17 protein-coding genes and 2 pseudogenes are annotated in these 20,693 nt (G+C 59.5%); 18 read left to right on the top strand and 1 reads right to left on the bottom strand.

Annotated features, from left to right (window positions below):
- Nucleotides 1–210: 210 nt before the first annotated feature.
- The 12 genes and pseudogenes from EPD66_RS22600 to EPD66_RS24720 form a co-directional block, all read left to right on the top strand.
- Nucleotides 211–975, top strand: a pseudogene (locus EPD66_RS22600) (IS5 family transposase).
- Between the two features lie 232 nt (nt 976–1,207).
- Nucleotides 1,208–2,113 (top strand): tripartite tricarboxylate transporter substrate binding protein, encoded by a 906-nt coding sequence (locus tag EPD66_RS22605; protein WP_221931083.1) that lies wholly within the window; start codon nt 1,208–1,210, stop codon nt 2,111–2,113.
- Between the two features lie 78 nt (nt 2,114–2,191).
- Nucleotides 2,192–2,695, top strand: coding sequence for a tripartite tricarboxylate transporter TctB family protein (locus EPD66_RS22610; protein WP_185961573.1), 504 nt, complete (start codon nt 2,192–2,194; stop codon nt 2,693–2,695).
- 18 nt (nt 2,696–2,713) lie between these two features.
- A complete protein-coding gene (locus tag EPD66_RS22615; protein ID WP_142850836.1) occupies nt 2,714–4,228 on the top strand; it encodes a tripartite tricarboxylate transporter permease in 1,515 nt (504 codons plus the stop codon).
- Nucleotides 4,225–5,547, top strand: a complete 1,323-nt coding sequence (locus EPD66_RS22620; RefSeq protein WP_142850837.1) for a RidA family protein — start codon at nt 4,225–4,227, stop codon at nt 5,545–5,547. Before EPD66_RS22615 ends, EPD66_RS22620 begins: the two co-directional genes overlap by 4 nt.
- Nucleotides 5,547–6,272, top strand: a complete 726-nt coding sequence (locus tag EPD66_RS22625; protein ID WP_142850838.1) for a GntR family transcriptional regulator — start codon at nt 5,547–5,549, stop codon at nt 6,270–6,272. Before EPD66_RS22620 ends, EPD66_RS22625 begins: the two co-directional genes overlap by 1 nt.
- A 3-nt stretch (nt 6,273–6,275) precedes the next feature.
- Nucleotides 6,276–7,994, top strand: coding sequence for a thiamine pyrophosphate-requiring protein (locus EPD66_RS22630; RefSeq protein ID WP_142850839.1), 1,719 nt, complete (start codon nt 6,276–6,278; stop codon nt 7,992–7,994).
- A gap of 200 nt (nt 7,995–8,194) precedes the next feature.
- A complete protein-coding gene (locus EPD66_RS22635; RefSeq protein WP_185961574.1) occupies nt 8,195–9,670 on the top strand; it encodes an aldehyde dehydrogenase in 1,476 nt (491 codons plus the stop codon).
- Between the two features lie 3 nt (nt 9,671–9,673).
- The gene (locus EPD66_RS22640) at nt 9,674–10,666 is read left to right on the top strand and encodes an amidohydrolase family protein (RefSeq protein WP_142850841.1); all 993 of its coding nucleotides are present in this window, start codon (nt 9,674–9,676) and stop codon (nt 10,664–10,666) included.
- A 17-nt stretch (nt 10,667–10,683) separates the two neighbouring features.
- Nucleotides 10,684–11,691, top strand: coding sequence for an asparaginase (locus EPD66_RS22645; protein ID WP_142850842.1), 1,008 nt, complete (start codon nt 10,684–10,686; stop codon nt 11,689–11,691).
- A gap of 46 nt (nt 11,692–11,737) precedes the next feature.
- Nucleotides 11,738–12,628: a polysaccharide deacetylase family protein gene (locus EPD66_RS22650; RefSeq protein ID WP_142850843.1), complete on the top strand. Its 891-nt coding sequence runs from the start codon at nt 11,738–11,740 to the stop codon at nt 12,626–12,628.
- 237 nt (nt 12,629–12,865) lie between these two features.
- Nucleotides 12,866–13,198: pseudogene (locus EPD66_RS24720) on the top strand (transposase); the annotation flags it as partial.
- Nucleotides 13,199–13,202: 4 nt separating this feature from the next.
- On the opposite strand, the gene EPD66_RS22660 reads toward EPD66_RS24720, so the two are convergent.
- On the bottom strand, nt 13,203–14,474 hold the full coding sequence (locus tag EPD66_RS22660) for a LysR family transcriptional regulator (protein ID WP_142850844.1): 1,272 nt from the start codon (nt 14,472–14,474) through the stop codon (nt 13,203–13,205).
- Nucleotides 14,475–14,753: 279 nt separating this feature from the next.
- On the opposite strand from EPD66_RS22660, the gene EPD66_RS22665 reads away from it, so the two are divergent.
- From EPD66_RS22665 to EPD66_RS22690, 6 genes are all read left to right on the top strand, one after another.
- Entirely contained in the window at nt 14,754–15,725 is a 972-nt protein-coding gene (locus EPD66_RS22665; RefSeq protein WP_185961575.1) for a tripartite tricarboxylate transporter substrate binding protein, read from the top strand.
- Between the two features lie 64 nt (nt 15,726–15,789).
- Complete coding sequence (locus EPD66_RS22670; RefSeq protein ID WP_142850846.1) at nt 15,790–16,215, top strand: tripartite tricarboxylate transporter TctB family protein; 426 nt, start codon at nt 15,790–15,792, stop codon at nt 16,213–16,215.
- 2 nt (nt 16,216–16,217) lie between these two features.
- Nucleotides 16,218–17,717: a tripartite tricarboxylate transporter permease gene (locus EPD66_RS22675; protein ID WP_142850847.1), complete on the top strand. Its 1,500-nt coding sequence runs from the start codon at nt 16,218–16,220 to the stop codon at nt 17,715–17,717.
- A 49-nt stretch (nt 17,718–17,766) separates the two neighbouring features.
- The gene (locus tag EPD66_RS22680) at nt 17,767–18,825 is read left to right on the top strand and encodes an amidohydrolase family protein (RefSeq protein WP_142850848.1); all 1,059 of its coding nucleotides are present in this window, start codon (nt 17,767–17,769) and stop codon (nt 18,823–18,825) included.
- Nucleotides 18,826–18,850: 25 nt separating this feature from the next.
- Nucleotides 18,851–19,528 (top strand): RraA family protein, encoded by a 678-nt coding sequence (locus tag EPD66_RS22685; RefSeq protein ID WP_142850849.1) that lies wholly within the window; start codon nt 18,851–18,853, stop codon nt 19,526–19,528.
- A 414-nt stretch (nt 19,529–19,942) separates the two neighbouring features.
- A complete protein-coding gene (locus EPD66_RS22690) occupies nt 19,943–20,656 on the top strand; it encodes an ion transporter (RefSeq protein WP_185961576.1) in 714 nt (237 codons plus the stop codon).
- Nucleotides 20,657–20,693: the final 37 nt, after the last annotated feature.

The following is a 20,693-nucleotide window of genomic DNA, read 5'->3' on the forward strand; positions in this document are numbered from 1 at the left end:
AAACTGCCGCATCGGCCCAGCCTAACTGACCAATCCGCTTGCGTGCCATGACGGCCTCTCCTGCTGATCGAACAGGCCGCTATCGAATCACAATCATGCCTTCCGTGCAAAGGTCTCCATTATTGAGGATACTAGGCGGTAAACTCATAAAAGGCTTCCCTCTGGTCCGCCGGGGTGATTCAAGAATCTCCTCAGGGATGGAGGGGATTGATGGCGCGGCGGCGGTACGAATTGACGGATCACGAATGGTCGATCGTCGAGCCCTTGCTCCCGAACAAGCCCCGTGACGTTCCCCGTGCCGATGGCTGTCGGGGCCTGAACGGCATCCTGTGACGTTTCCGCACGGGCTTGCCCTGGGCGGAAATCCCCGAGCGCTACGGCCCGCCGACCACCTGCTACAACCGGTTCGTCCGTTGGCGTAAGGCGGGCGTCTGGGATCGGCTCCAGGAGGAAGTCTCCAAGGCCTACGATGGCGACATCATCATGATCGACTCGACCTGTGTCCGCGTTCACCAGCACGGGGCCAAGGGAAAAAAAGGGGCTCTCGATGATGGCGGCACGGGACGTTCCCGTGGGGGCCTCACCAGCAAAATCCACGCGCTCGTCGATGCGGAAGGCCGCCCCGTCACCCTGCGTCTGACCGCCGGGCAGGTTCACGACAGCGTCGAGGCCGAAGCCTTGCTAGATGGAGTATTGGGCGACGGCTCGACCCTGCTGGCCGACAAGGGCTATGACAGCAACGCCATTCGGGCCTTGGCCGAGAAGAACAAAAGCTGGGCCAACATCCCGGTCAGGACCAACCGCAAGGGCATCTTCGCCTTTTCCGCCTGGGACTATCGCCAGCGCAATCTCATTGAACGGTTCTTCAACAGGATCAAACAGTTCCGGGGGATCGCCACCCGCTACGACAAAGACCCGCGAAACTTCCTCGCCGCCGTCAAGCTGGTCGCCCTGCGCATCTGGTGCGCCGCGTAATGAGTGTACGGCCTAGATCGTTTTTCGTGCCCTGTTTCTAGCCTTTTCTCATAGTGCACATAGAAGGGGCGAAAATGGATTGACCCTGCTGCATCAATGTGGACTAATATATTGGATATCGTATCAACTCGGCGGGAGCGCAGTTCCTGCCCCGAGGAGAGGGGGACAAGAGATGGCGTTAAAATCTCTTCGCAGGCTCGGTACCGTACTGGGCTGTGCCGGTATGTTGGCCATGGCCGCTGTCGGGGAAGCCCGAGCTGCCTATCCCGGAAAACCCATCGAATGGATCGTGATGTGGAGCGCAGGCGGTGGCGCGGATACGGCGACGCGCGTTTTCGCGAAGTATCTCGAAGCGGAACTGGGCCAATCCGTCGTCGTCAAGAATGTAACGGGGGCCGGGGGAACGATCGGCTACCTGACGGCCAAGACGGCGCGGGCCGATGGCTATACCCTCGTCAGCGCCCTCAGCGATCTGCCCAAATACAAGCCGCTCGGGACGCAGGGCATCGAGGTGGACGATTTCGAAATCCTGGGTGGATTTGCGCTAGAAGCGCCGATCATTGTGGCGCGGGCCGATGCGCCCTGGTCCAATATTCGGGAATTCGCCGAGGACGCCAAGAACAATCCCGGCAAGTATTCGATCGGCGTCTCGAATGTCGGGGGAGTGCATCACCAGCCCGTCGTCCTGTGGATGGAAGAAGCCGAGTTCGAGGCTCAGGTCGTTTCCCATCCTGGCTCTCCCCAGATGAACGCGGCACTTCTGGGGGGGCATGTGGACTTGATCAGTTCCTGGGTGAAGCCCTCGCTGCCTGGTGTGCAGGACGGCCAGCTTAAATATCTCGCCTATTTCGCCACCGAGGCGCCTCCGGGTTTTGATAGCGTCCCGACCTTCCAGGACGAAGGCTATCAGGTCGTGTGGCCGCATTCCTATGGCATGGGCGCGCCCAAGGGGATTCCGGACGAAGCTAAGCAGGTGCTGGTCGGGGCAATGGAAAAGGTCTGGGAAAACCCAGATTTCGAGGCGGAGCTGAATAATCTCGGCCTGCTGCTGCACAAGAAGAATGCTGCGGAATATCGCCAGGAGCTTTTAGAAACCGAAGAAAGCATGGGCCGGATCGTCGAGTTGCTGAACGACTAAGCCATGCTGCGGAGAGCAGTTCCGGCAGGTGCTGCTCTCCGCGATCTTTCTTTTCGTCTGCCCCAGGGGGGAGTCCCCATGTTCTTCAGGCTCGTGGTTTCCTCAGGCGCGCTTTTCCTGTGTGTCGTCTTTTTAGTCGATAGCTTTTCCCTGCGCACGATGTCGGGCTCCGATCCCGGCGGGCCGGCCATGTTCCCGCGCATCCTGATCGCCCTGACAGGGCTCTGCGCCTTGATCGAATTGTTTCAGATCCTGCGCTCAGGGAATATGGCGGAAATCCGGGCTGGTGCCAGCGCTTTATTCTCCTTCCGCCCGGAAGGCGGGCCGAATGCGGTGCAGCGCGTTGCTCTGACTATTGTGCTCAGTGTCCTTTATCCACTGGTGCTTCTGAAAGTCGGCTTCATCCTGGCGACCACCCTGTTCGTCGGGGCGCTGGCCATGATGCTGCGCGTCGCCCCTTTGAAGGCCCTTGGAATGGGCGTGGTTATGTCGCTGGGAATCTTCTTTCTTTTCGCGCAGGGCCTGGATGTGCGGATCCCGCCCGGTCAGTGGTTCGATCTGCAAGACCTTTTCCTTCCCTAGAGCCAAGGAGAACCCGTTATGGAAAACATCCTTCAGGCGCTGGCCGTCCTTCTGACTCCGGGGAATTTCGGGCTCCTGACCCTTGCCGTCCTGGGCGGCATCATCATTGGCGCCATTCCCGGCCTGACACCGGCCGTGGCTATCGGCTTGCTGATTCCCTTTACCTTTTCCTTCGAAGCCTATTCGGCCTTTATCCTGCTGCTCGGTATCTATGTCGGCTCGATGTATGGCGGCTCAATCCCGGCGATCCTGATGAACCTGCCGGGAACTCCGGCTTCCGCCGTCACCGCTCTGGATGGCTATCAGCTTGCCAAGAAGGGCCGTGCCGGCGAGGCCCTGGGGGTATCTATCCTGTCCGGGACCTTAGGCGGGATCGTCAGCTGCGTCTTCCTGATCTTTCTGTCCCTTGAATTGTCTACGGTAGCGCTGCGCTTCGGGGGCCCGGAATATTTCGCCCTTTGCGTTTTCGCGGTGGTGGTGGTCCTGGCCCTGGCTTCGGATTCCCTGCTGAAGGGGGCGATGGGGGCCGGGCTGGGCCTGTTGATCTCGACCATCGGCATCGACCCGGTGACACCTTATCCCCGCTTCACCTTCGGAATGCCCGAACTGATGATCGGCATCCCGATCGTGCCAGCGACCATCGGCCTGTTCTGCGTGGCCGAAGGTTTCCGGATGATGGAGAATACCGGGGCGGGCCATATGCAGCAGCGGGCCTTGTCGGGAATGTGGACGGCCTGCCGCCAGCTCAACCGGCTGTGGGGCAACATCACCCGGTCCGGCATCATAGGCACCTTCATCGGCATTCTGCCCGGGATCGGAGCGACAGTCGGATCGTACATGGCCTATGTCGCCGCCCGGGGCCGCGCCCGTAAGGAAGAAAAGGCGGAATTCGGCAAAGGCTCGATCTCCGGCGTTGCCGCCAGTGAATCGGCGAATAACGCGGTGGTCGGCGGAACCATGATCCCGCTGATGACGCTGGGAATTCCAGGTGACATTAACACGCTTCTGATGGTCGGAGCCATGCAGATCCATGGCTTGGTCCCTGGACCCAGCCTGTTCCGCGACCAACTCGTCCTCGTCTACGTGATCTTCGGGGCCGTCGTTTTCGCCAATCTGCTGATCCTGGTTCTCGGCTTCGGCCTGACCGGCCCGGTAGCCCGGCTGGCTAGCACGCCGAAGAAATACCTGATCCCGATTGTCCTGGTGGTGGCGATCACCGGCCCGGCGATCAGCTACGGCCACGTCTATTATTTCTGGGTCGCCATTGTCTTCGGCCTTGTCGGCTATGTGTGCGAGAAAGGGGGATATCCTGTGCTGGCGATTGCCATGGGGCTGATTCTCGGTCCGATCTTGGAAGAAAACCTGCGCTCTTCGCTGATGCTGCCCGGCGCCAACTTGCAGATGTTCTTCCTCCGTCCGATCTCTGCGGCTTTCCTGCTGCTCTCTATCTTCGTCCTTGCCTATGCCGTCTATCGGGCGGTGAAACAGCGCCGTAGCTTGGCGGGTCGCATTGCCGCGGAGTCGGTCCAATGAGCGTGACCCCTCTGATGACCCTCGACCTCCCGCGCGGTGCTCCGCGTCTGGCGCTGGGCGTGCGGGCTGGCGACTGGATCTTCGGTACAGGCCTGCTGGCGATGGATGGTTCCGCCGGGATTTCCCAGCAGATCCTGGGGGGCGGACGCCCTTATTCCGGCCTCCCGGCGGCGCAGAAGGAAGCCGAGGCGATCTTTGCGAAGGTGAAGGAAATCCTTGCCGAGGGAGGTAGCCTGCCGTCGCGGGTCGTGCGCCTGGATCAATATTATTCAAGCTGGAAAGCGGTGCCGCATTACCATGTGGCCCGTCACAAGGCCTTCCTGGGCGCACGTTCCATTCCTGCCAGCACCTCCATCCTCATGCCCGGTCTGCTGCTGCCGGATGCGCAGATCGAAGTGGAGATGATCGCCCTGGCCGAGGATGCCGGGATCCGCATCGAGCCCATGACGCCTGATGGGCTGGACGTGCCGTCGGTCATGGGCTTCGCCCCTGTCGTGCGGGCAGGGGATTTCGTTTTCCTGGCCGGGCAGATGGCCGAGGAAGAGGGGCATGCGGGCATCGCTGCCGCAGCACGGGTGCCCGAGACGCATCTCTGGAAAGGACATGCGGTGGCGCTGGAAACCCGCTTCATCCTGGAGCGGAAGTTCAAGCCTGCCTTGACGGCGGCTCGCTCCAGCCTTGAACAGGCGGTCAAGGCCCAGGCCTATCTGTCGGATATGCGTGAGGCCCCGGCTTTCCTGCGCACCTGGCTGGAGATGTTCGGCAGCGACGGCCCGGCCCTGACCGTCATTCCCACCGCGCGGCTGGGTTTCAATTGCCGCGAGGCTAGCCTGGAAATCAATCTGGTGGCGCTGACCGAAGAGGCGGCGCCCCGCCGCAAGGTGCTGCGTCCGAAAGGGGTGAGCACGCCCTTCGACGGCGTGCCGCCGGGGGTGCTGGCCGGGGATTTACTATTTTGTTCCGGCTTGGTTGCGGCCGATGAAAACGGCCCGCTTCCCGGTATCGTGCGCGACCCGTCCCGCCCCTGGTTCGGCAGCCCGGCCGAAATCCAGATGGAATACATCCTAGACATGGTCCAGCGGCTTTGCGACGAAGCCGGGACTAGCCTGGAAAACGTGGTGCGGATCCAGCTTTACCACACCGATCTTTCTGAGTTCCATGACTGCTGCCGCGTCTGGAAACGCCGGCTGGGGGACCGTCCGCTGCCGCTTTCCGTAATGCTGGTGCCCGCTCCGCTGCCGATTCCTGGCACTACCATCCTGGCCGACATGTGGATACATGTACCCCAGCTCAGCATATCAGCGGGAAGTCCAAGATAATGATATTCGATCAAGAGGATCGGGCAACCATCTCTGGCCATCTCAGCCGCAAGGACGCCGTTCTTCGCGTCCTTTCCCGAGCCATCTGCGATGGGCGGATGCCGGCCGGGATGCGGCTCAATCAGGATGAAATCGCCTCGCAGCTCAATGTCAGCCGGATGCCGGTGCGCGAGGCGCTGAAGGATCTCGAAGCGCAGGGCTTGGTGACCTTCTATCCCTATCGCGGGGTCGAGGTGAGCCATCTGTCGGCGGACGATATCGAGGAATTGTTCGCCATGCGGGCTTCGCTCGAACGCCTGTCCCTGCAGCGTGCCGTACCGAACCTGACGGAGCGGGATTTCATCGAGATGCGGCAGGTCCTCGAACACATGGATGAATTGCTGCAATCGGGAGAACAGATCGACCGCCAGTGGACGCCTCTCAACGACAGATTCCACGGCATTATCAATCGCGCCTGCGGCTGGCCGAGGCTGAACGAGGAAATCGCCAATCTGCGTGCCAATGTCGGTCGCTACGTCATCATGTACATGTCCCTGCAAGGTTCCGACGAGCCGCAGCGCCAGCATTGGGATCTTTATGAAGCCTGCAAGGCAGGCGATATCCCACGTGCTCAGGACATCATCGAAAGTCATGTGATGGACACGGCGCATCTTCTTATCGCCGCTCTTAAGAAGAAGGAAGAGAATTCGGCCATTCCCTTGCAAGAATATTCGAAAGGAGCCTGATTTATGCCTACTGTCGCGGATTATTTTCTAGAGGGTGTCGTTGAGCAGGGATGTGAGGCCATCTTCCTGAATCCTGGCACCGACACGCCTCCATTGCAGGAGGCCTGGGCGCGCCGCCAGCGTAACGGTCTTCCCGTTCCGAAACTGGTCGTCTGTCCCCATGAAATCGTCGCCGTGACCGCCGCGCAAGGCTATTACGTCGCTTCCGGGAAGCCGCAGATCGCCTTCGTCCATGTGGATGTCGGTACCGCCAATGCCGCCGGCGGCCTCAATGATGCCCGCGCCTCGCGCATTCCTGTGCTGCTATGTGCCGGTCTCAGCCCGTCGACTCTGGATTCCCGCATTCCCGGTTCGCGCACGAAATTCGTCAATTGGCAGCAGGATGTGCCTGATCAGGCAGCCCTGGTGCGTAATTACGCGAAATGGATATTCAACGTGACTCATGCCGGAGCCATCGGCCCGGCCGTCGATCGCGCCTTTCAGATCGCCCAGTCCGAGCCCGAGGGGCCGGTTTATATGAGCTTCCCCCGCGAAGTTCTGATGCAAGAGATCGACAGCGCGATGATGCTGGGGCCACAGCGCTGCCTGCCGGTGAAGCTGCCCGGCCTGTCCGCCGATGTCGCCCGGAGCGTGGCCGAGGAATTGGCGCGCGCCGACTTCCCGCTGATCATTACGGGATATGGCGGCCGGACCCGCGCCTCGCGGGAAGCACTGGTGGAATTTGCCGAGGCCCTGGCGGTGCCGATCACCGAATATCGCGGTCGTTTCAGCGCACCGCTGGAACATCCCCTGCATCTGGGCTTCAATCCGGAAAAATGGGTCGAAAAGGCCGATGTGATCCTGGTCGTCGATCATGACGTGCCCTGGGTTCCCGCCGATCGTCCGCTTCGTCCCGGCGTCCGGGTGATTCATATGGGGCCCGATCCGATCAAGCAGGAAATGGTGATCTGGGGCTTTCCCACTGATCAGGTGCTGGCTTGCGGCCTGGAGCCGGGGCTTCAGTCGCTGGCGCAGGCCGCGCGGGAGCTTTCCGCTTCGTTGGCCAAGGAGGAACAGCAAGCTCTGGAGGCACGCCGCGCCAAGGTCGGCGGTCATCATGAAGAGATGTTCGCCGATCTTGAAAAGGGAGCTTCGCGCAAAGGAAGCAATGCCATCACGCCCTTCCAGATTGGCCGCGCCCTGACCCGGCTGTGCCCGGAGGCCAATGTGATCGAAGAGGCCGTGACCTCGGGCAATCCATTCGCCTATGGCTTCCTGCCCAATGAAGAAGGAACCTATTCCCGCAATGGTGGCACTTTCCTGGGCTGGGGTCTGGGTGCTTCGATCGGGGCGAAGATGGCGGCCCCCGAGAAGACGGTGGTGACCGTTCTTGGTGACGGCAGCTTCATGTTCGGCGTTCCCTCGGCGTCGCTGTGGGTGTCGAAACATTACAAGCTGCCTATGTTGATCCTGATCCTGAACAACAATGCCTATAACTCGGTTCGCCTTGCCTCCCGCGACAGTTATCCCGAAGGCGTCATGGCCGAAACGGGCTGGGTCGGCTCCGAACTTCCCGACTTGCCCAATTTCGCCCGTCTGGCGGAAGCCTGCGGGGTCTGGGGCAAGCAGGTCGATCAGCCCGGCGAACTCGATGCCGTTCTCGAAGAAGCCCTGGCCATCGTGCGAGGGGGAACCACGGCCGTCGTTGAGATCAAGATCGAGGCGGCGAACAAGCCGCTTTAAGTAGGATCCAGATGGCAGCGGGCATGGCAAAGGATTTCCCGGGCTGTGGCGTCTTTTGCCGATATCGTGACCTCCGGCGCTGCTGAAACGCCTCTGAAGGTTTGATCGGAACCCTTTCGCGGAAGCGGGCAAGTCAGCAGCTCACGTTAGTAAAGGATTAAATTCCTATGAATAAAGAGATGACAGGACGTTCATGGGGTATGTGGGTTGATGGAAAGGAAGTACTGGCTTCATCCGGGAAAACCTTCTCTGTTCAAAATCCGAAGAATGAAGAGGTCATCGCCCAGGTTGCCGAAGGCGACGCGGCGGATGTCGATCACGCCGTCGCCGTGGCGCAGCGTGCCTTCCAGCAATGGGGGCAGGCATCAGCCGAGTCCCGCGGCCATATCATGGCGCGTGTCGCCGAGATCTTGCGTCGCCGATTGGATGAATTCATCGACATTGAGGTCGAGCAGACGGGGCGGGCTCGCCGCGAAATGGCGGCACAGCTTGCACGGTTGCCGGAATGGTATGATTATTTCGGCGCCCTGGCGCGCACTCATGAAGACACGGTGCCGCCCTTTGGCGGCCAATTCCTCAATTACACGCGGCGGGTTCCGCTGGGCGTGGTGGGGCATATTACGCCCTGGAACCATCCCCTTCTGATCCTGACGAAGAAAGTCGCGCCCTCGCTTGCGGCAGGCAATACCATGGTGGTCAAGCCCAGCGAACTGGCCCCGCTGACGCCGCTTCTGCTGGGCGAGGTGATGCGCGAAGCCGGAGTGCCCGATGGCGTTTACAATGTCGTGCCCGGTTTCGGGGCTGGCGCCGGGGCGGCGTTGACCACCCATCCCGGTATCCGCAAGATCGACCTGACCGGCGGCACGGAAACCGGAAAAACCGTGGCCTCGCTGGCCGGCCGGAACCTGACGCGCTTTGCCGGCGAATTGGGCGGCAAAGCTTCGGTGGTGACTTTTCCCGACATTTCCCCGCGCGCCGTTGTCAGTGCGGTCATGTTCGCCTCCTTCGTGGCGACCGGGCAGACCTGCGTGCAGGGGGCGAGGCTGCTCGTCCACCGCTCAATCCATGACGAGGTGGTGAACGAATTGGTCACCCGCACCCAAGCCTTGCGCCTGGGCGATCCGCAGGACCTGAAGACCCAGGTCGGCCCCCTGATTTCTGAGCGTCAGCGTGCAGTGGTCGAGAAATATGTCCGCATCGGCATAGAGGAAGGGGCGACGCTGGCAGCTGGCGGGCGCCGGCCCGAGGGAGCGCCTTACGAACGGGGATATTGGTATCTGCCGACCATCTTCACCGATGTCCGGAACGACATGCGGATCGCCCAGGAAGAAATCTTCGGGCCGGTCGTCTGCGTGCTGCCATTCGATGACGAGGACGAAGCCGTGGCGCTCGCCAATGGCACCGAATTCGGCTTGGCAGCTAGCGTCTGGACCAGCGATGTGCGCCGGGCGCACCGCGTCGCCCATCAAATCGAGGCGGGCATTGTGTGGATCAATGACCACCACCGCATCGATCCGGCCTCCCCCTGGGGCGGCTTCAAGATGAGCGGCATCGGCCGCGAGAACGGCATTGCCGCTTACCATGATTACACGCAGATCCAGAACGTGATCGTGAACCTGTCCAAGGAACCCTTCGATTGGTTCTCCGACGACGGCGAGGCAAAAAGGTACAGCTAAATCATGCGTATTGATCTTCACAGTCACGTCATCCCGCCCCGCATCGTCCAGGCGATCACGGAAAATCCCCTGGACTTCGCGGCGCGTATTGAAGGCGAGGGGGCAAGCCGGCGGGTCGTGCACGACCAAGGCTATGTCTATCCGCTGTTTCAGGAATTCTTCGATGCCGAGGCCAAACTGGAATCGATGGACCGCAAGGGCATCGATGTCTCGGTGATCTCGCCCGCCCCGCCGATGTTCTATTATTGGGCCGATGCCGATCTGGCCCTCAAGGTTGCGGGGCTGGTGAATGACGGTGTGGCCGACATGGTGGCGGCCAAGCCGGGCCGACTGCGCGGCATGGCCAGCGTGCCGATGCAGCATCCCGATGCCGCCGTGGCCGAACTGGAGCGTGTGGTCCGGGAATACGGCTTCAAGGCGATCGAGATCGGCACCTCGGTCGAGGGGGCGCAACTGGCAGAGGAACGTTTCCGTCCCCTGTTGCGGCGTGCCTCGGAACTGGGCGTCTTCGTCTTCGCCCATCCCTACTATGTCGGCGCCAAGGCAGGGCTTGAGGATTACTACCTGACCAATCTTCTCGGCAACCCACTGGATACGGCCGTATGCGCGGCGAATCTGATGTTCAGCGGCGTGCTTGACGAATTGCCCGATCTCAAGGTCCTGCTGGCCCATGGCGGCGGCTTCACGCCTTACCAGATCGGCCGGTTGATGCATGGCCACAAGGTGCGCGCGGAAACTCATGCCTGCACCAAGTCCGATCCCAAGGACCTGCTGCGCCGCTTTTATTTCGACAGTCTGGTCTTCGAGCCCCAGGCCCTGCGCTATCTGATCGATCTGGTCGGCGCCGACCGCATCGTCATCGGCACTGATTCGCCTTTCGACATGGCCGACCAGGAGCCGCTGAAGACCCTCGACGCGGTACCCGGCATTACACATGACGAACATCATCATATGTGCTGCGGCACGGCCCTGCGACTGTTGGGCGAAGGACGGTGAGGCCGGAGGAACCAAGAATGTCAAAGCCTAAAGTCGCCGTCCTTTCCCTGGGCGGTACGATCGCGATGACCCAAAGCGGCCAGGGCGGAGTCGTGCCCACCCTGACCGGCGAAATGCTGGTTGCGGCCGTTCCGGCTTTGCAGGATCTGGCCGATATCCAGGCCCTTTCCTTCCGCCAGAAGCCGGGGGCGCATCTTTCCTTCGACGATCTCGAAGCCCTGGCCCAAGAAATCGGGAAACAGCTTGCCGCGGGGGCCTGCGGCGTTGTGGTGACGCAGGGTACCGATACCCTGGAGGAGACCGCCTTCACGCTGGACCGCCTGCTCGGCGGCGAGGCGCCGGTGGTCGTCACCGGCGCCATGCGCAATCCGACCCTGCCCGGGGCGGATGGTCCGGCGAATCTTCTGGCTGCCGTCCAGGTCGTCCTCAGCGAGGCGGCGCGCGGCCTGGGATGCCTGGTCGTGATGAACGATGAAATCCATGCCGCGCGTTTCGTGCGTAAGGCCCATACGGGAAGTCCAGCCGCCTTCTCCTCTCCCGTGGCAGGCCCCATCGGCTGGGTCGCGGAGGGGAGGGTGCGGATTCCCCTGCGGCTGGAGCCGATTCCTTCCCTCCCCTGGGAGCCGGATGGGGAAGAAGCGCCGGTGGCCCTGATCACGGTTGGGTTGGGGGATGACGGCGCCCTCATCGATGCGGCTTGTAATGCGGGTTTCAAGGGAATCGTGGCCGAGGCGACCGGCGGCGGGCATGTCGCTCCCGCCGTGGCGGAGGCGCTGGAGCGGGCGGCAAGGCAAATGCCGGTCATCCTGGCGTCGCGCACGGGGGCGGGGGAGGTCCTGTGCCGCACTTATGGCTTTCCGGGCAGTGAAATCGACTTGCAGCGGCGCGGCCTGATCCGTGCCGGCTGGCTTGACGGGCTCAAGGCGAAAGTCCTGCTGACACTTCTGCTGCGCCATGCTGACGGCAGCCCGCAGTCGGTTTCTGCTGCCTTCCAGCCATGGGGCGGCGGTGCCCAGGGCATGTGAACCAGGGCGGCATGAGAAATAATTTTGTTGGAACGAGGTGAATAGCATGACCAGCGATCCAGGAACTTCCGTGCGCGCTCGTGTTCCTTACGAGCCGATCCATAAGCGTCGTGCGCTGCGCTTGCCGGGGGATGCCCGGGTGGCGGTGTGGACGATCGTTAATGTCGAGAATTGGAGCCCGCAGGCCCCCATGCCCCGGACGGTCCTGCCGCCGCCGATGGGACAGCCTTTGCTGCCGGATGTGCCCAACTGGGCTTGGCATGAATACGGAATGCGGATCGGTTTCTGGCGTTTCCTCGACGTCTTGGGCGAGCGTGGCCTGAAGGCCAGCTTCGCGGTCAACGGGACGGCCTGCGAGGTATATCGCGAGGCCTGCGCCGCCGCCCGGGATGCGGGCTGGGATTTCATGGGACATGGCTTCGTGCAGAAGCCGATGCACAGGGTGGAAGATCAGCGTGCTGCCATCGCGGACACGATCAAGGCCATCAGCGACTTCACCGGCCGTCCCCCCCGGGGCTGGGAAAGCCCGGGCCTGACCGAGACCGACGAGACGGTGGATTTGCTTGCGGAAGCGGGAATCGAATATGTCGCCGATTGGGTGCTTGACGAACAGCCGGTTCCCATCAAGACGCGGGCGGGCGACCTGATTTCCATTCCCTATACGGTAGAGATCAACGACGTGGTGATGAGCGCCGTCCAGCAGCAGCCGTCGGACGAGATCTTGAGGCGCGGGCGCGACCAGTTCGACCGTCTGTATCAGGATGGCGCCAAGGCGCCCCGGGTCATGGCTATCTCGATCCATCCTTACCTGACGGGGGTGCCGCACCGCATCAAATACCTGGAAGCCCTTTATGACCATATTCTCGGCCATGAGGGCGTGGTGATGTGGACAGGGGCCGAGATTCTTGACTGGTATCGCGCCGAAACCCAAGGCTGAGGGGGCGGAATCGCACGGCAATGAAAAAGGCAAGGAGATGTCCAGGCCCCAGATTACTGACAAAGCCCTCGCCTCTGGCGGGGGCTTTTGATTCAATGGGACATGCTGAAAAAACGTATCCCTCTGTTGAAGGCCGCCTTGGCCTGATAAGCGGCCGAGGGCGAAGATGCCGACCTAGCACTACAGTTGCACGGTTTTGGCTGCTGAACTGTTCACCGGATATCAGAGGAGGCTCGAATGTCCGGTGTACCCGTCGAAGAATCCCTGGATCTGTGGTCGACAGAGCTGCGTGAGACCTAGGCGCGGATTGCGCCGCTTTTTTCCCATCTCAGCGTTGCCTCGTCGGCCGCTTCGTTTCTGGATGTATTGCTTTGCTCAGAGCGCCGCAAAACCGGCTGGATTCGAGCCGAGGCGTCGGGCGATGCCAAGCCATGGCGGCAACAAAGTGTGCTAGGCCGTAGCCGCTGGAACGCCGATGCTCTGCGGGATGTCGTACGTGACTATGTGCTCGCAACGCTGGCGGAGACCGAGGGGGTGCTAGTCATTGACGAGACCGGTTTTCTCAAGCAGGACGCTACGCAACGGGCGGCTCCGGGGCGAGTGCCTGATGAAGTACTGCCTGCGAATTTGGCTCTGCGACATGACGGACCACATCCAGGAAGTCCCGCACGGCAGCCGTCAGACTTGTGCCGCTGCGCTGTAACAGGCAGATCGTTCTGTGGGGCGGTGTGAAATCCAGATTGATCGGTACAATCTTTTCATCGGGATATTCAGAAGCAAACTCCCTCATTGAGCGGAATGCAATGTGATTTGAACCCAGCAAGAGATTGCGCACGACGGAATAGGAACTCGTTTCAGCCCTGCCGCGGGGAAGTGTGCCACCGGTCTTCAGGAAGAAATCCTCCAGCAGCTTGCGGGTCATGCTTCCGGCGGGCGGCAGAATGAAAGGGAAATCCAGCATCGCCTTTGCCGGGAGGTGGTTTTTACCGGCCAAAGGATGATCCCGCGATACAAAAAATCCCATGGGATCCAGGGCTATCGGTTCGACTTTTATTCCTTCGAGCAAGGTTCTGTCGGGGTAGGCGCAGATGATCACGTCGACTTCACCGCCATGCAGGGACGCGAGCAGCGTCTCGATGGGGCCTTCCACAGTTCGGACAATGATTTGCGGATGCTGCGTCAAGGTCCGCTTGATGGCTTCGGGCAGGACTGCACTGCGTGAATAGGCCAAGCCACCCACACAAACCAGACCCGTCGAGACACCCTGGGCAGATTGTACGTCGTCGAACATTTTCGACATCTCCGCCAGTATCCGGCGCGCAGTGACGCTGAATGTGATGCCTGCTGGCGTGGCGATCATTCCCTTGGGCATGCGCGAGAAAAGCTCTATTCCAAGATCCCTCTCGAGAAGGCGGATGGAATAGGAAACAGCAGGCTGAGAAACCGACAGATAATACGCTGCCCTTTGCACAGATCGGAAGTCATGGACCGCGATCATTGCGCGTAAATGGGAAATATCCACTTGCATCGAAAATATTGCAGCATTGTCCCTTGGTGGGACACGTGAAGAGCGGGCAAGAAGATCCCGGCAGCTATTAAGTTCTGCCAAGATGATGCTGCAGCGTGCAGCAACCAGCCGTCCTTCTTGTGTCAGGGTGATTCCTGGGTTCGACCGGATCAGCAGAGGGCAGGCGAAGGCTTTTTCCAATATGGCAATAGAACGCGAAATCGCTGACGGACTGCGCCGAACCTGCTGGCTTGCTCCGGATAGACGACCAGCTTCCAATGTCGCGACGAAGGCACCGAAATGCCGCAGTGAGATGGTCGCCAACTGTGCCTGTCTCATCCGCTTCTTCCCTTGAAGGATCTCCCGGTTCTGTCCGGTCTTGCCACGCTTAAAAGAAAGAACCGAAAGCGAAGGGAAGAACGATGGCCGGAATTATGAATGGGTGAATCCATATCCTGTTGTTTTTTCTTATATAAAAGAGGTGTTCTTTCTCCCGTCACAACTGGGCAAGGACCACCCTCCCTCCCTGCCATAAAGAGATTCGCAGGGACATCGCGAGATTGTCATGGCTGGTCAGCCTCCTCCTATGGTCCACTGTTTCACAAAAGGGAGGAAAAAATGCTTAGAAAAATTTGCGGGCTGGCGCTCGCCGCCCTTACTGCCTCTGTCGTATCCACAGTTGGCGCTTCCGCCCAGTATCCTGAACGGTCCGTGACCATCGTTGTGCCATTCTCTGCTGGAGGCAACACCGACGTGATCGCCAGGGTGATCGCCGATCACCTGACTGAAGAACTGGGACAACCTGTCGTGATCGAAAATCGCGGCGGCGGTGGAGGCACCATCGGGACACGTGTCGTCGCGAAAGCCAAGCCAGACGGCTACACTTTGCTGTTTGGCGTGACGGGCACGCATTCCGTCAACCCAAACCTGCGTGAAGTTGGCTATGACCCGCTCCAGGATTTCGCTCCCGTCAGCGTTGCGGTAATCTCATCCGTCCTGATGGTGGTGCATCCTTCCGTAGAAGCGCAGAATCTGGAGGAGCTGATTGCTCTGACGTCCTCGTCCTCTGGCTCACGCCTCAATTTTGCCTCGGGCGGGGTCGGAACGGTGGCTCATGTCGCCGGGGAATTGTTCAACGAACGTACCGGATCGTCCCTCGCCCATATTCCTTACAAAGGCGCCGGCGATGCGCTGAATGATGTCGTGGCAGGCCGTATCCAGGTCTACATGAATAACATTCCTGCAATCTTGCCCCATGTGACTTCAGGAACTTTGCGTCCCCTTGCCCTTGCTTCCGCCACGAGGAGCAAGCTTCTGCCTGACGTTCCCACCACTCAGGAAGCCGGTCTCGAAGATTTCGAGATGGGGTCGTGGTACGGCCTGCTGGCGCCGGCGGGTACGCCCGACGATGTCATTGCGCGCCTGCACGAGGCAATGACGACGATGGTGGATTCTGAAAAGGTGAACGAACGACTGGCGGCCTTGGGATCTGAACCCACCGTGTCGGAATCACCCGAAGCCTTCGGCGAATACATCAAAGGACAACTTGATTGGTGGAAAGAGGTCCTCGACAGACCCGCCTTCCATTAGCAGCGCTGCCTCTTTCCACGCTTGTCCTTCTGGGACGAAACAAGATCATTCAAGCCCGAGGTGGATGATGACGAGGAACGCAACTTGGCTCCTTCTGGGCATTTGCGGTGCTGCTGCTTTCTTCATGGCATTGGGCTATCAGGCAGGCGGCGGATCGGGGATCGATTCCGCTACCGTGCCGTTGATATTGTCTGGCGGCATCGTGCTGATTTCACTGCTGGGCCTTACATTCAAGCAAGATACCGAGACATCAGGCATTGAGCTTCGCCCGTTGCTTGCAATCTCTGCAGCAGTCTTGCTTTTCATTCTCTCCGTTGAACGCTTTGGCCTCATCCCCGCCACCTTGGCATCGATGGTGGCCGCTTATCTCGGGCAGTCCGAACGCCGCATCGCACCCTTCCTCGTCTATGCACTTATATTCGCTTTCGCTGTCTGGTCGCTCTTCTCAATGGGATTGGGTCTGCCGGTCAAGGCCATCAGGGGATTCTGACCATGGAGAATCTCTTGCTTGGCCTGTCCACGGCCATGATGATCGAGAACCTGATTGCCTGCTTTGCGGGGGTTTTTCTAGGAACCGCAATCGGCGTCATTCCCGGTATTGGTGCGATGGCGGCAATTTCGCTGCTCCTGCCACTGACCTTCGCACTGGATCCGCTCACTGGGATCGTGATGCTGGCAGGAGTGTATTACGGCGCAGAATATGGCGGTTCGACCGCTTCGATATTGCTCAACCTACCAGGCACGCCTTCCAACGCGATTACCTGCATCGACGGCTATCCGATGGCGCAGCAGGGCCGTGCCGGCGTTGCACTTTTCGTGACGACCATCGCCTCTTTTGTTGGCGGCAGTATTGGAATTCTGGTGCTGTCCAACCTCACGCCGCTCATTGTCGATGTCGCTCTCGCTTTCGGGCCGGCCGAATATTTCGCGTTGATCGTGCTGTGTTTCGTGGCTGTCTCTGCGATAGGGGGCGCGGATCCGAAAAAGAACTTCGCAATGATTCTGCTTGGCGGGCTGATCGGCACGATCGGGATCGACATTTATGATGGTGTGGAACGCTACACTTTCGGTTCCGCACACCTGCTCGACGGCCTTTCGCTGGTGCCGGTGGCGATGGGGTTGTTCGGAGTTTCCGAAATCATCCTGTCCGTGAAGACCGCCGGGGCAAAGGTTCGCCAGAGTATCTCGTTCCGGTCGATGATACCCAGCCGTAGCGATTGGCGGCGGATATTTTGGCCGATGTTGCGCGGCTCGGCCGCCGGATGCCTGTTTGGCCCGCTGCCCGGCACTGGCCCTTCGGTTGCAGCATTGTTCAGCTACGCCAACGAGAAAAAGCTGTCTCGGCAGCCGGAACGCTTCGGCAAGGGTGCCATAGAAGGCGTGGCTTCTCCCGAAGCGTCGAATAATGCCGCTGTTCAGACGGCGTTCATACCGACATTGGCCCTTGGCATTCCGGGGACGCCGACAATGGCGATCATGATCGGCGCGCTGATGATCCATGGCGTTGTGCCAGGCCCGCTGATGATTGAAAATGAACCACGCCTGTTCTGGGGCTTGGTGGCGAGCTTCTGGATCGGCAACCTGCTGTTGCTGGTTCTGAATATTCCTTTGATCGGTCTGTGGGTGTCGCTTCTGAACATCCCCTATCGATATCTCTATCCCTCTATTGTTGTGCTGATCTGTGTCGGCTCCTACAGCATTGCCAACAGTGTCCAGGATATCGTGGTGGTGCTTCTGTTCGGCCTGATTGGCTACGTCCTCAGGCGGCAGGGCTTTATGCCGGCGCCGTTGCTGATCGGTTTCGTGCTCTGCCCGATGTTGGAGGAAAATCTGCGCCGGGCCATGCTGATGGGGCGAGGGGATATCTCGTACTTCTTCAGCAGCACGATCAGCGTCGTTGCGCTGGCCATCAGCATTCTGCTCCTGGCATCCGCCCTGTTTGGCCCTCTTTTGAAATCCGTACTGATCAGACGGCGGCGAGTCTCGTCCTGAGCGCTGTCCAGTCCGTCAGACCACGAAGCCATCTGCATGGAAGGTTCTCATGATCATTGACTGTCACGGTCACTACACCACTGCTCCGGCCGCACTCGAAGAATGGCGCAGGCAACAGATAGATGTGAAAGGTGACCTGTCGAAACTCTCTGATCCCGCCGGTCCGGTAATCACTGATGACGAGATACGCGAAAGCCTTGAGAAGACGCAGTTGCGGCTGCAACGCGAGCGCGGCATCGACATGACCATATTTTCGCCGCGCGCTGGCGGCATGGGGCATCATATTGGTGATGAAAGGATGAGCCGACAATGGTCGCGGATATGCAACGACCTCATAGGGCGAATCTGTGATCTCTACCCCGACAACTTCGCGGCCGTATGCCAATTGCCGCAATCGCCTGGCTGCCCCCCGGAGAATGTGATCCCAGAACTCGTCCGTTGCGTCGAGGAAATGGGCTTTATCGGCTGTAACCTTAACCCCGATCCTAGCGGCGGCTATTGGACTGACCCGCCGCTGACTGATCCCTGGTGGTTCAAGCTTTACGAGAAGCTGGAGGAACTTCAGGTGCCGGCAATGATCCATGTCAGCCAGTCCTGCAATCCTAACTTTCACTTCACCGGGGCCCATTACATCAACGCCGATACTTCTGCCTTCATGCAGCTTCTTGAGTCTGACATTTTCAAGCTCTTCCCCGGCCTGCGCTTCATCATTCCCCATGGCGGAGGGGCCGTGCCTTATCATTGGGGGCGTTACCGCGGCTTGGCCATCGACCGGAAACGGCCCGAACCTGCGGAGATGATGGGAGACAACCTTTATTTCGATACCTGCGTCTATCATCAGCCGGGAATAAACCTGCTTTCCCAAGTGGTGCCCGTCCGGAATGTGCTGTTTGCTTCGGAAATGCACGGCGCGGTCCGCTGTGTGGACCCTGAGACCGGGCACTTCTTCGACGATACCCGACGCTATATCGAAGCCAGTCCCTATCTGAGCGCGGAAGACCGCAAGATGATCTTCTCGGGCAATGCCTTGAAACTTTTTAAACGCCTGAAGAAGAAGCCGGAAACCGTAGGGATGATGCCAGAAGATCATCACGGATCAGTCCTATGATCCTACAGAAGACGGGACATTCCAAATGAGCGAAGGTTTCCGTATTAAGAAGAGCTGGACCAGGGTGGAAAGCAGCTTGGTGGAGGCTTTCCGCAGCCTTCCTGTTGCCAATGTCAGCGATTCCATGCAGCGGCTGAACGGTGTCGGCAATCATTTGCAGCCCATGCATCGCGAGGGTGTTCTGGCTGGACCGGCCCTGACGGTGCGTAGCCGGCCGGGGGACAATCTCATGCTCCACAAGGCGATCGACATGGCTCAGCCGGGCGATGTCATCGTGCATGATGCTGGCGGAGATTTGACCAATTCGCTGATCGGCGAACTGATGTTGGTTCATGCCAAGGTCTGCGGCGTGGCGGGCATCGTGATTTATGGTGCTCTGCGCGATCGCGAGGCGTTCCTGCGTCTCAACCTGCCAGTCTACGCCTTGGGTGTGACTCACAGAGGGCCCTATCGTGACGGGCCCGGAGAAATCGGTTTTCCGATCAGCATAGAAGGAATGCTGATCGCTCCGGGCGATTTGATGCTGGGCGATGCAGACGGCTTGTTGGCGGTTCCGCGCCTATCGGCGGAGGCGATTCTTGAGAAGGCGCGCGCAAAGAATCAGGCAGAACAGCGACAGCTTGAAGCAACTTTGGCAGGCAAGCTGGATCGGAGCTGGGTGGATCGGGTCCTTGCCGAAAAAGGCTGTGAAATCATCGAATGACCCTATTCGGCAGAGGGGGCGGAGACAGGCCTTGCCTGCTTCCGCCCTTGGTAAGGATTAACGATCTTCCACCACGGCGCCCGTAGCTACGCTCGTGGGGGCAACTGTCCCGCCAAGAGATATTTTATAGGTCTGATCATAACTTGGGGACTATTATGTAAACAAAGAACACAAGAATAGACGGCAAAAACCACCTTGAGCCCCTATGCTTCCGTCCTCTGCCTTCAGTCGCTTCTCAGGGCAGTTTTTATTCTGTACCCTCTGGCCAGGGATGATTTTTGATAGGACAATGATGTGTGTTCTAATTATTTCCCCCGGTGCTGGTGGTTGAGTGAGTAATTTTTCTTCCCTATAATTTTCCTCAGTTTTGTGCATGCCCAAGCCGGTGGGCTCGAGGAAATGGCAAATAGTCAAATGACGCGTGCGTTTCTATACAGACTGCTTGAACCAAGTGCTTGGCCAAAAACCGGCTTGTCACCTGTCAACAAAGCGATAGCCCTTCTTATCCTTGCGGCAACGGCTGTTGCCGTCCTGGAGAGCGAGCCGACCATATATGGGCATTATCAAAACGTCTTCTTTGTCGCCGAAATTATTTTCACCGCGGCTTTTGTCATTGAATACTTCGCCCGGTTGTGGATTGCCGCCGAGAACCCAGCCTATCGCGGGGTGACGGGCCGGCTTCGCTATGCCCTGTCTCCGGCAGCGATAATCGACCTGCTTGCCCTCTTGCCTCTCTTTCTTGCTTTTCTTGGAAGTGAAGCCTTCCTGCTCCGCCTCTTTCGGCTGATGCGGATTCTACGTGTGGCGCGGCTCGGGCGTTTTTCGAAAGCTTTTGACGCAATCAGTATCGCTCTGCGTTCCCGCCGCTATGAATTGGCAATGAGTGTCGGAATTGCTGGTGTCTTGCTGCTTGTTTCCTCGACAATGCTTTATCTGATCGAGGGGGCGATCCAGCCCGAGACCTTTGGCAGCATTCCCCGTGCGATGTGGTGGTCGATTGCGACATTGACGACCGTCGGCTACGGAGATGTGTATCCTTTGACGGCTCTAGAGCGGATTTCGAGCGTTTCGAATCGCCAGGGATTCCCAAAGGAGCGAAAATCTGATTCATCATGCTGGCTGGAGTGAGGAGGCCAGCATGAATGGGACAGCCTCTATCAATGGA

The organism is Telmatospirillum sp. J64-1 (genome assembly GCF_006980715.1).
Classification (GTDB): Bacteria; Pseudomonadota; Alphaproteobacteria; order Rhodospirillales; family Magnetospirillaceae; genus Oleiliquidispirillum; species Oleiliquidispirillum nitrogeniifigens.

What these genes read in the sequence shown, in the direction of transcription:
- EPD66_RS22605 (WP_221931083.1), top strand. Translation starts at nt 1,208, where the DNA reads ATGGCCGCTGTCGGGGAAGCCCGAGCTGCCTATCCCGGAAAACCCATC.
- EPD66_RS22610 (WP_185961573.1), top strand. Translation starts at nt 2,192, where the DNA reads ATGTTCTTCAGGCTCGTGGTTTCCTCAGGCGCGCTTTTCCTGTGTGTC.
- EPD66_RS22615 (WP_142850836.1), top strand. Translation starts at nt 2,714, where the DNA reads ATGGAAAACATCCTTCAGGCGCTGGCCGTCCTTCTGACTCCGGGGAAT.
- EPD66_RS22620 (WP_142850837.1), top strand. Translation starts at nt 4,225, where the DNA reads ATGAGCGTGACCCCTCTGATGACCCTCGACCTCCCGCGCGGTGCTCCG.
- EPD66_RS22625 (WP_142850838.1), top strand. Translation starts at nt 5,547, where the DNA reads ATGATATTCGATCAAGAGGATCGGGCAACCATCTCTGGCCATCTCAGC.
- EPD66_RS22630 (WP_142850839.1), top strand. Translation starts at nt 6,276, where the DNA reads ATGCCTACTGTCGCGGATTATTTTCTAGAGGGTGTCGTTGAGCAGGGA.
- EPD66_RS22635 (WP_185961574.1), top strand. Translation starts at nt 8,195, where the DNA reads ATGTGGGTTGATGGAAAGGAAGTACTGGCTTCATCCGGGAAAACCTTC.
- EPD66_RS22640 (WP_142850841.1), top strand. Translation starts at nt 9,674, where the DNA reads ATGCGTATTGATCTTCACAGTCACGTCATCCCGCCCCGCATCGTCCAG.
- EPD66_RS22645 (WP_142850842.1), top strand. Translation starts at nt 10,684, where the DNA reads ATGTCAAAGCCTAAAGTCGCCGTCCTTTCCCTGGGCGGTACGATCGCG.
- EPD66_RS22650 (WP_142850843.1), top strand. Translation starts at nt 11,738, where the DNA reads ATGACCAGCGATCCAGGAACTTCCGTGCGCGCTCGTGTTCCTTACGAG.
- EPD66_RS22660 (WP_142850844.1), bottom strand. Translation starts at nt 14,474, where the DNA reads ATGAGACAGGCACAGTTGGCGACCATCTCACTGCGGCATTTCGGTGCC.
- EPD66_RS22665 (WP_185961575.1), top strand. Translation starts at nt 14,754, where the DNA reads ATGCTTAGAAAAATTTGCGGGCTGGCGCTCGCCGCCCTTACTGCCTCT.
- EPD66_RS22670 (WP_142850846.1), top strand. Translation starts at nt 15,790, where the DNA reads ATGATGACGAGGAACGCAACTTGGCTCCTTCTGGGCATTTGCGGTGCT.
- EPD66_RS22675 (WP_142850847.1), top strand. Translation starts at nt 16,218, where the DNA reads ATGGAGAATCTCTTGCTTGGCCTGTCCACGGCCATGATGATCGAGAAC.
- EPD66_RS22680 (WP_142850848.1), top strand. Translation starts at nt 17,767, where the DNA reads ATGATCATTGACTGTCACGGTCACTACACCACTGCTCCGGCCGCACTC.
- EPD66_RS22685 (WP_142850849.1), top strand. Translation starts at nt 18,851, where the DNA reads ATGAGCGAAGGTTTCCGTATTAAGAAGAGCTGGACCAGGGTGGAAAGC.
- EPD66_RS22690 (WP_185961576.1), top strand. Translation starts at nt 19,943, where the DNA reads ATGACGCGTGCGTTTCTATACAGACTGCTTGAACCAAGTGCTTGGCCA.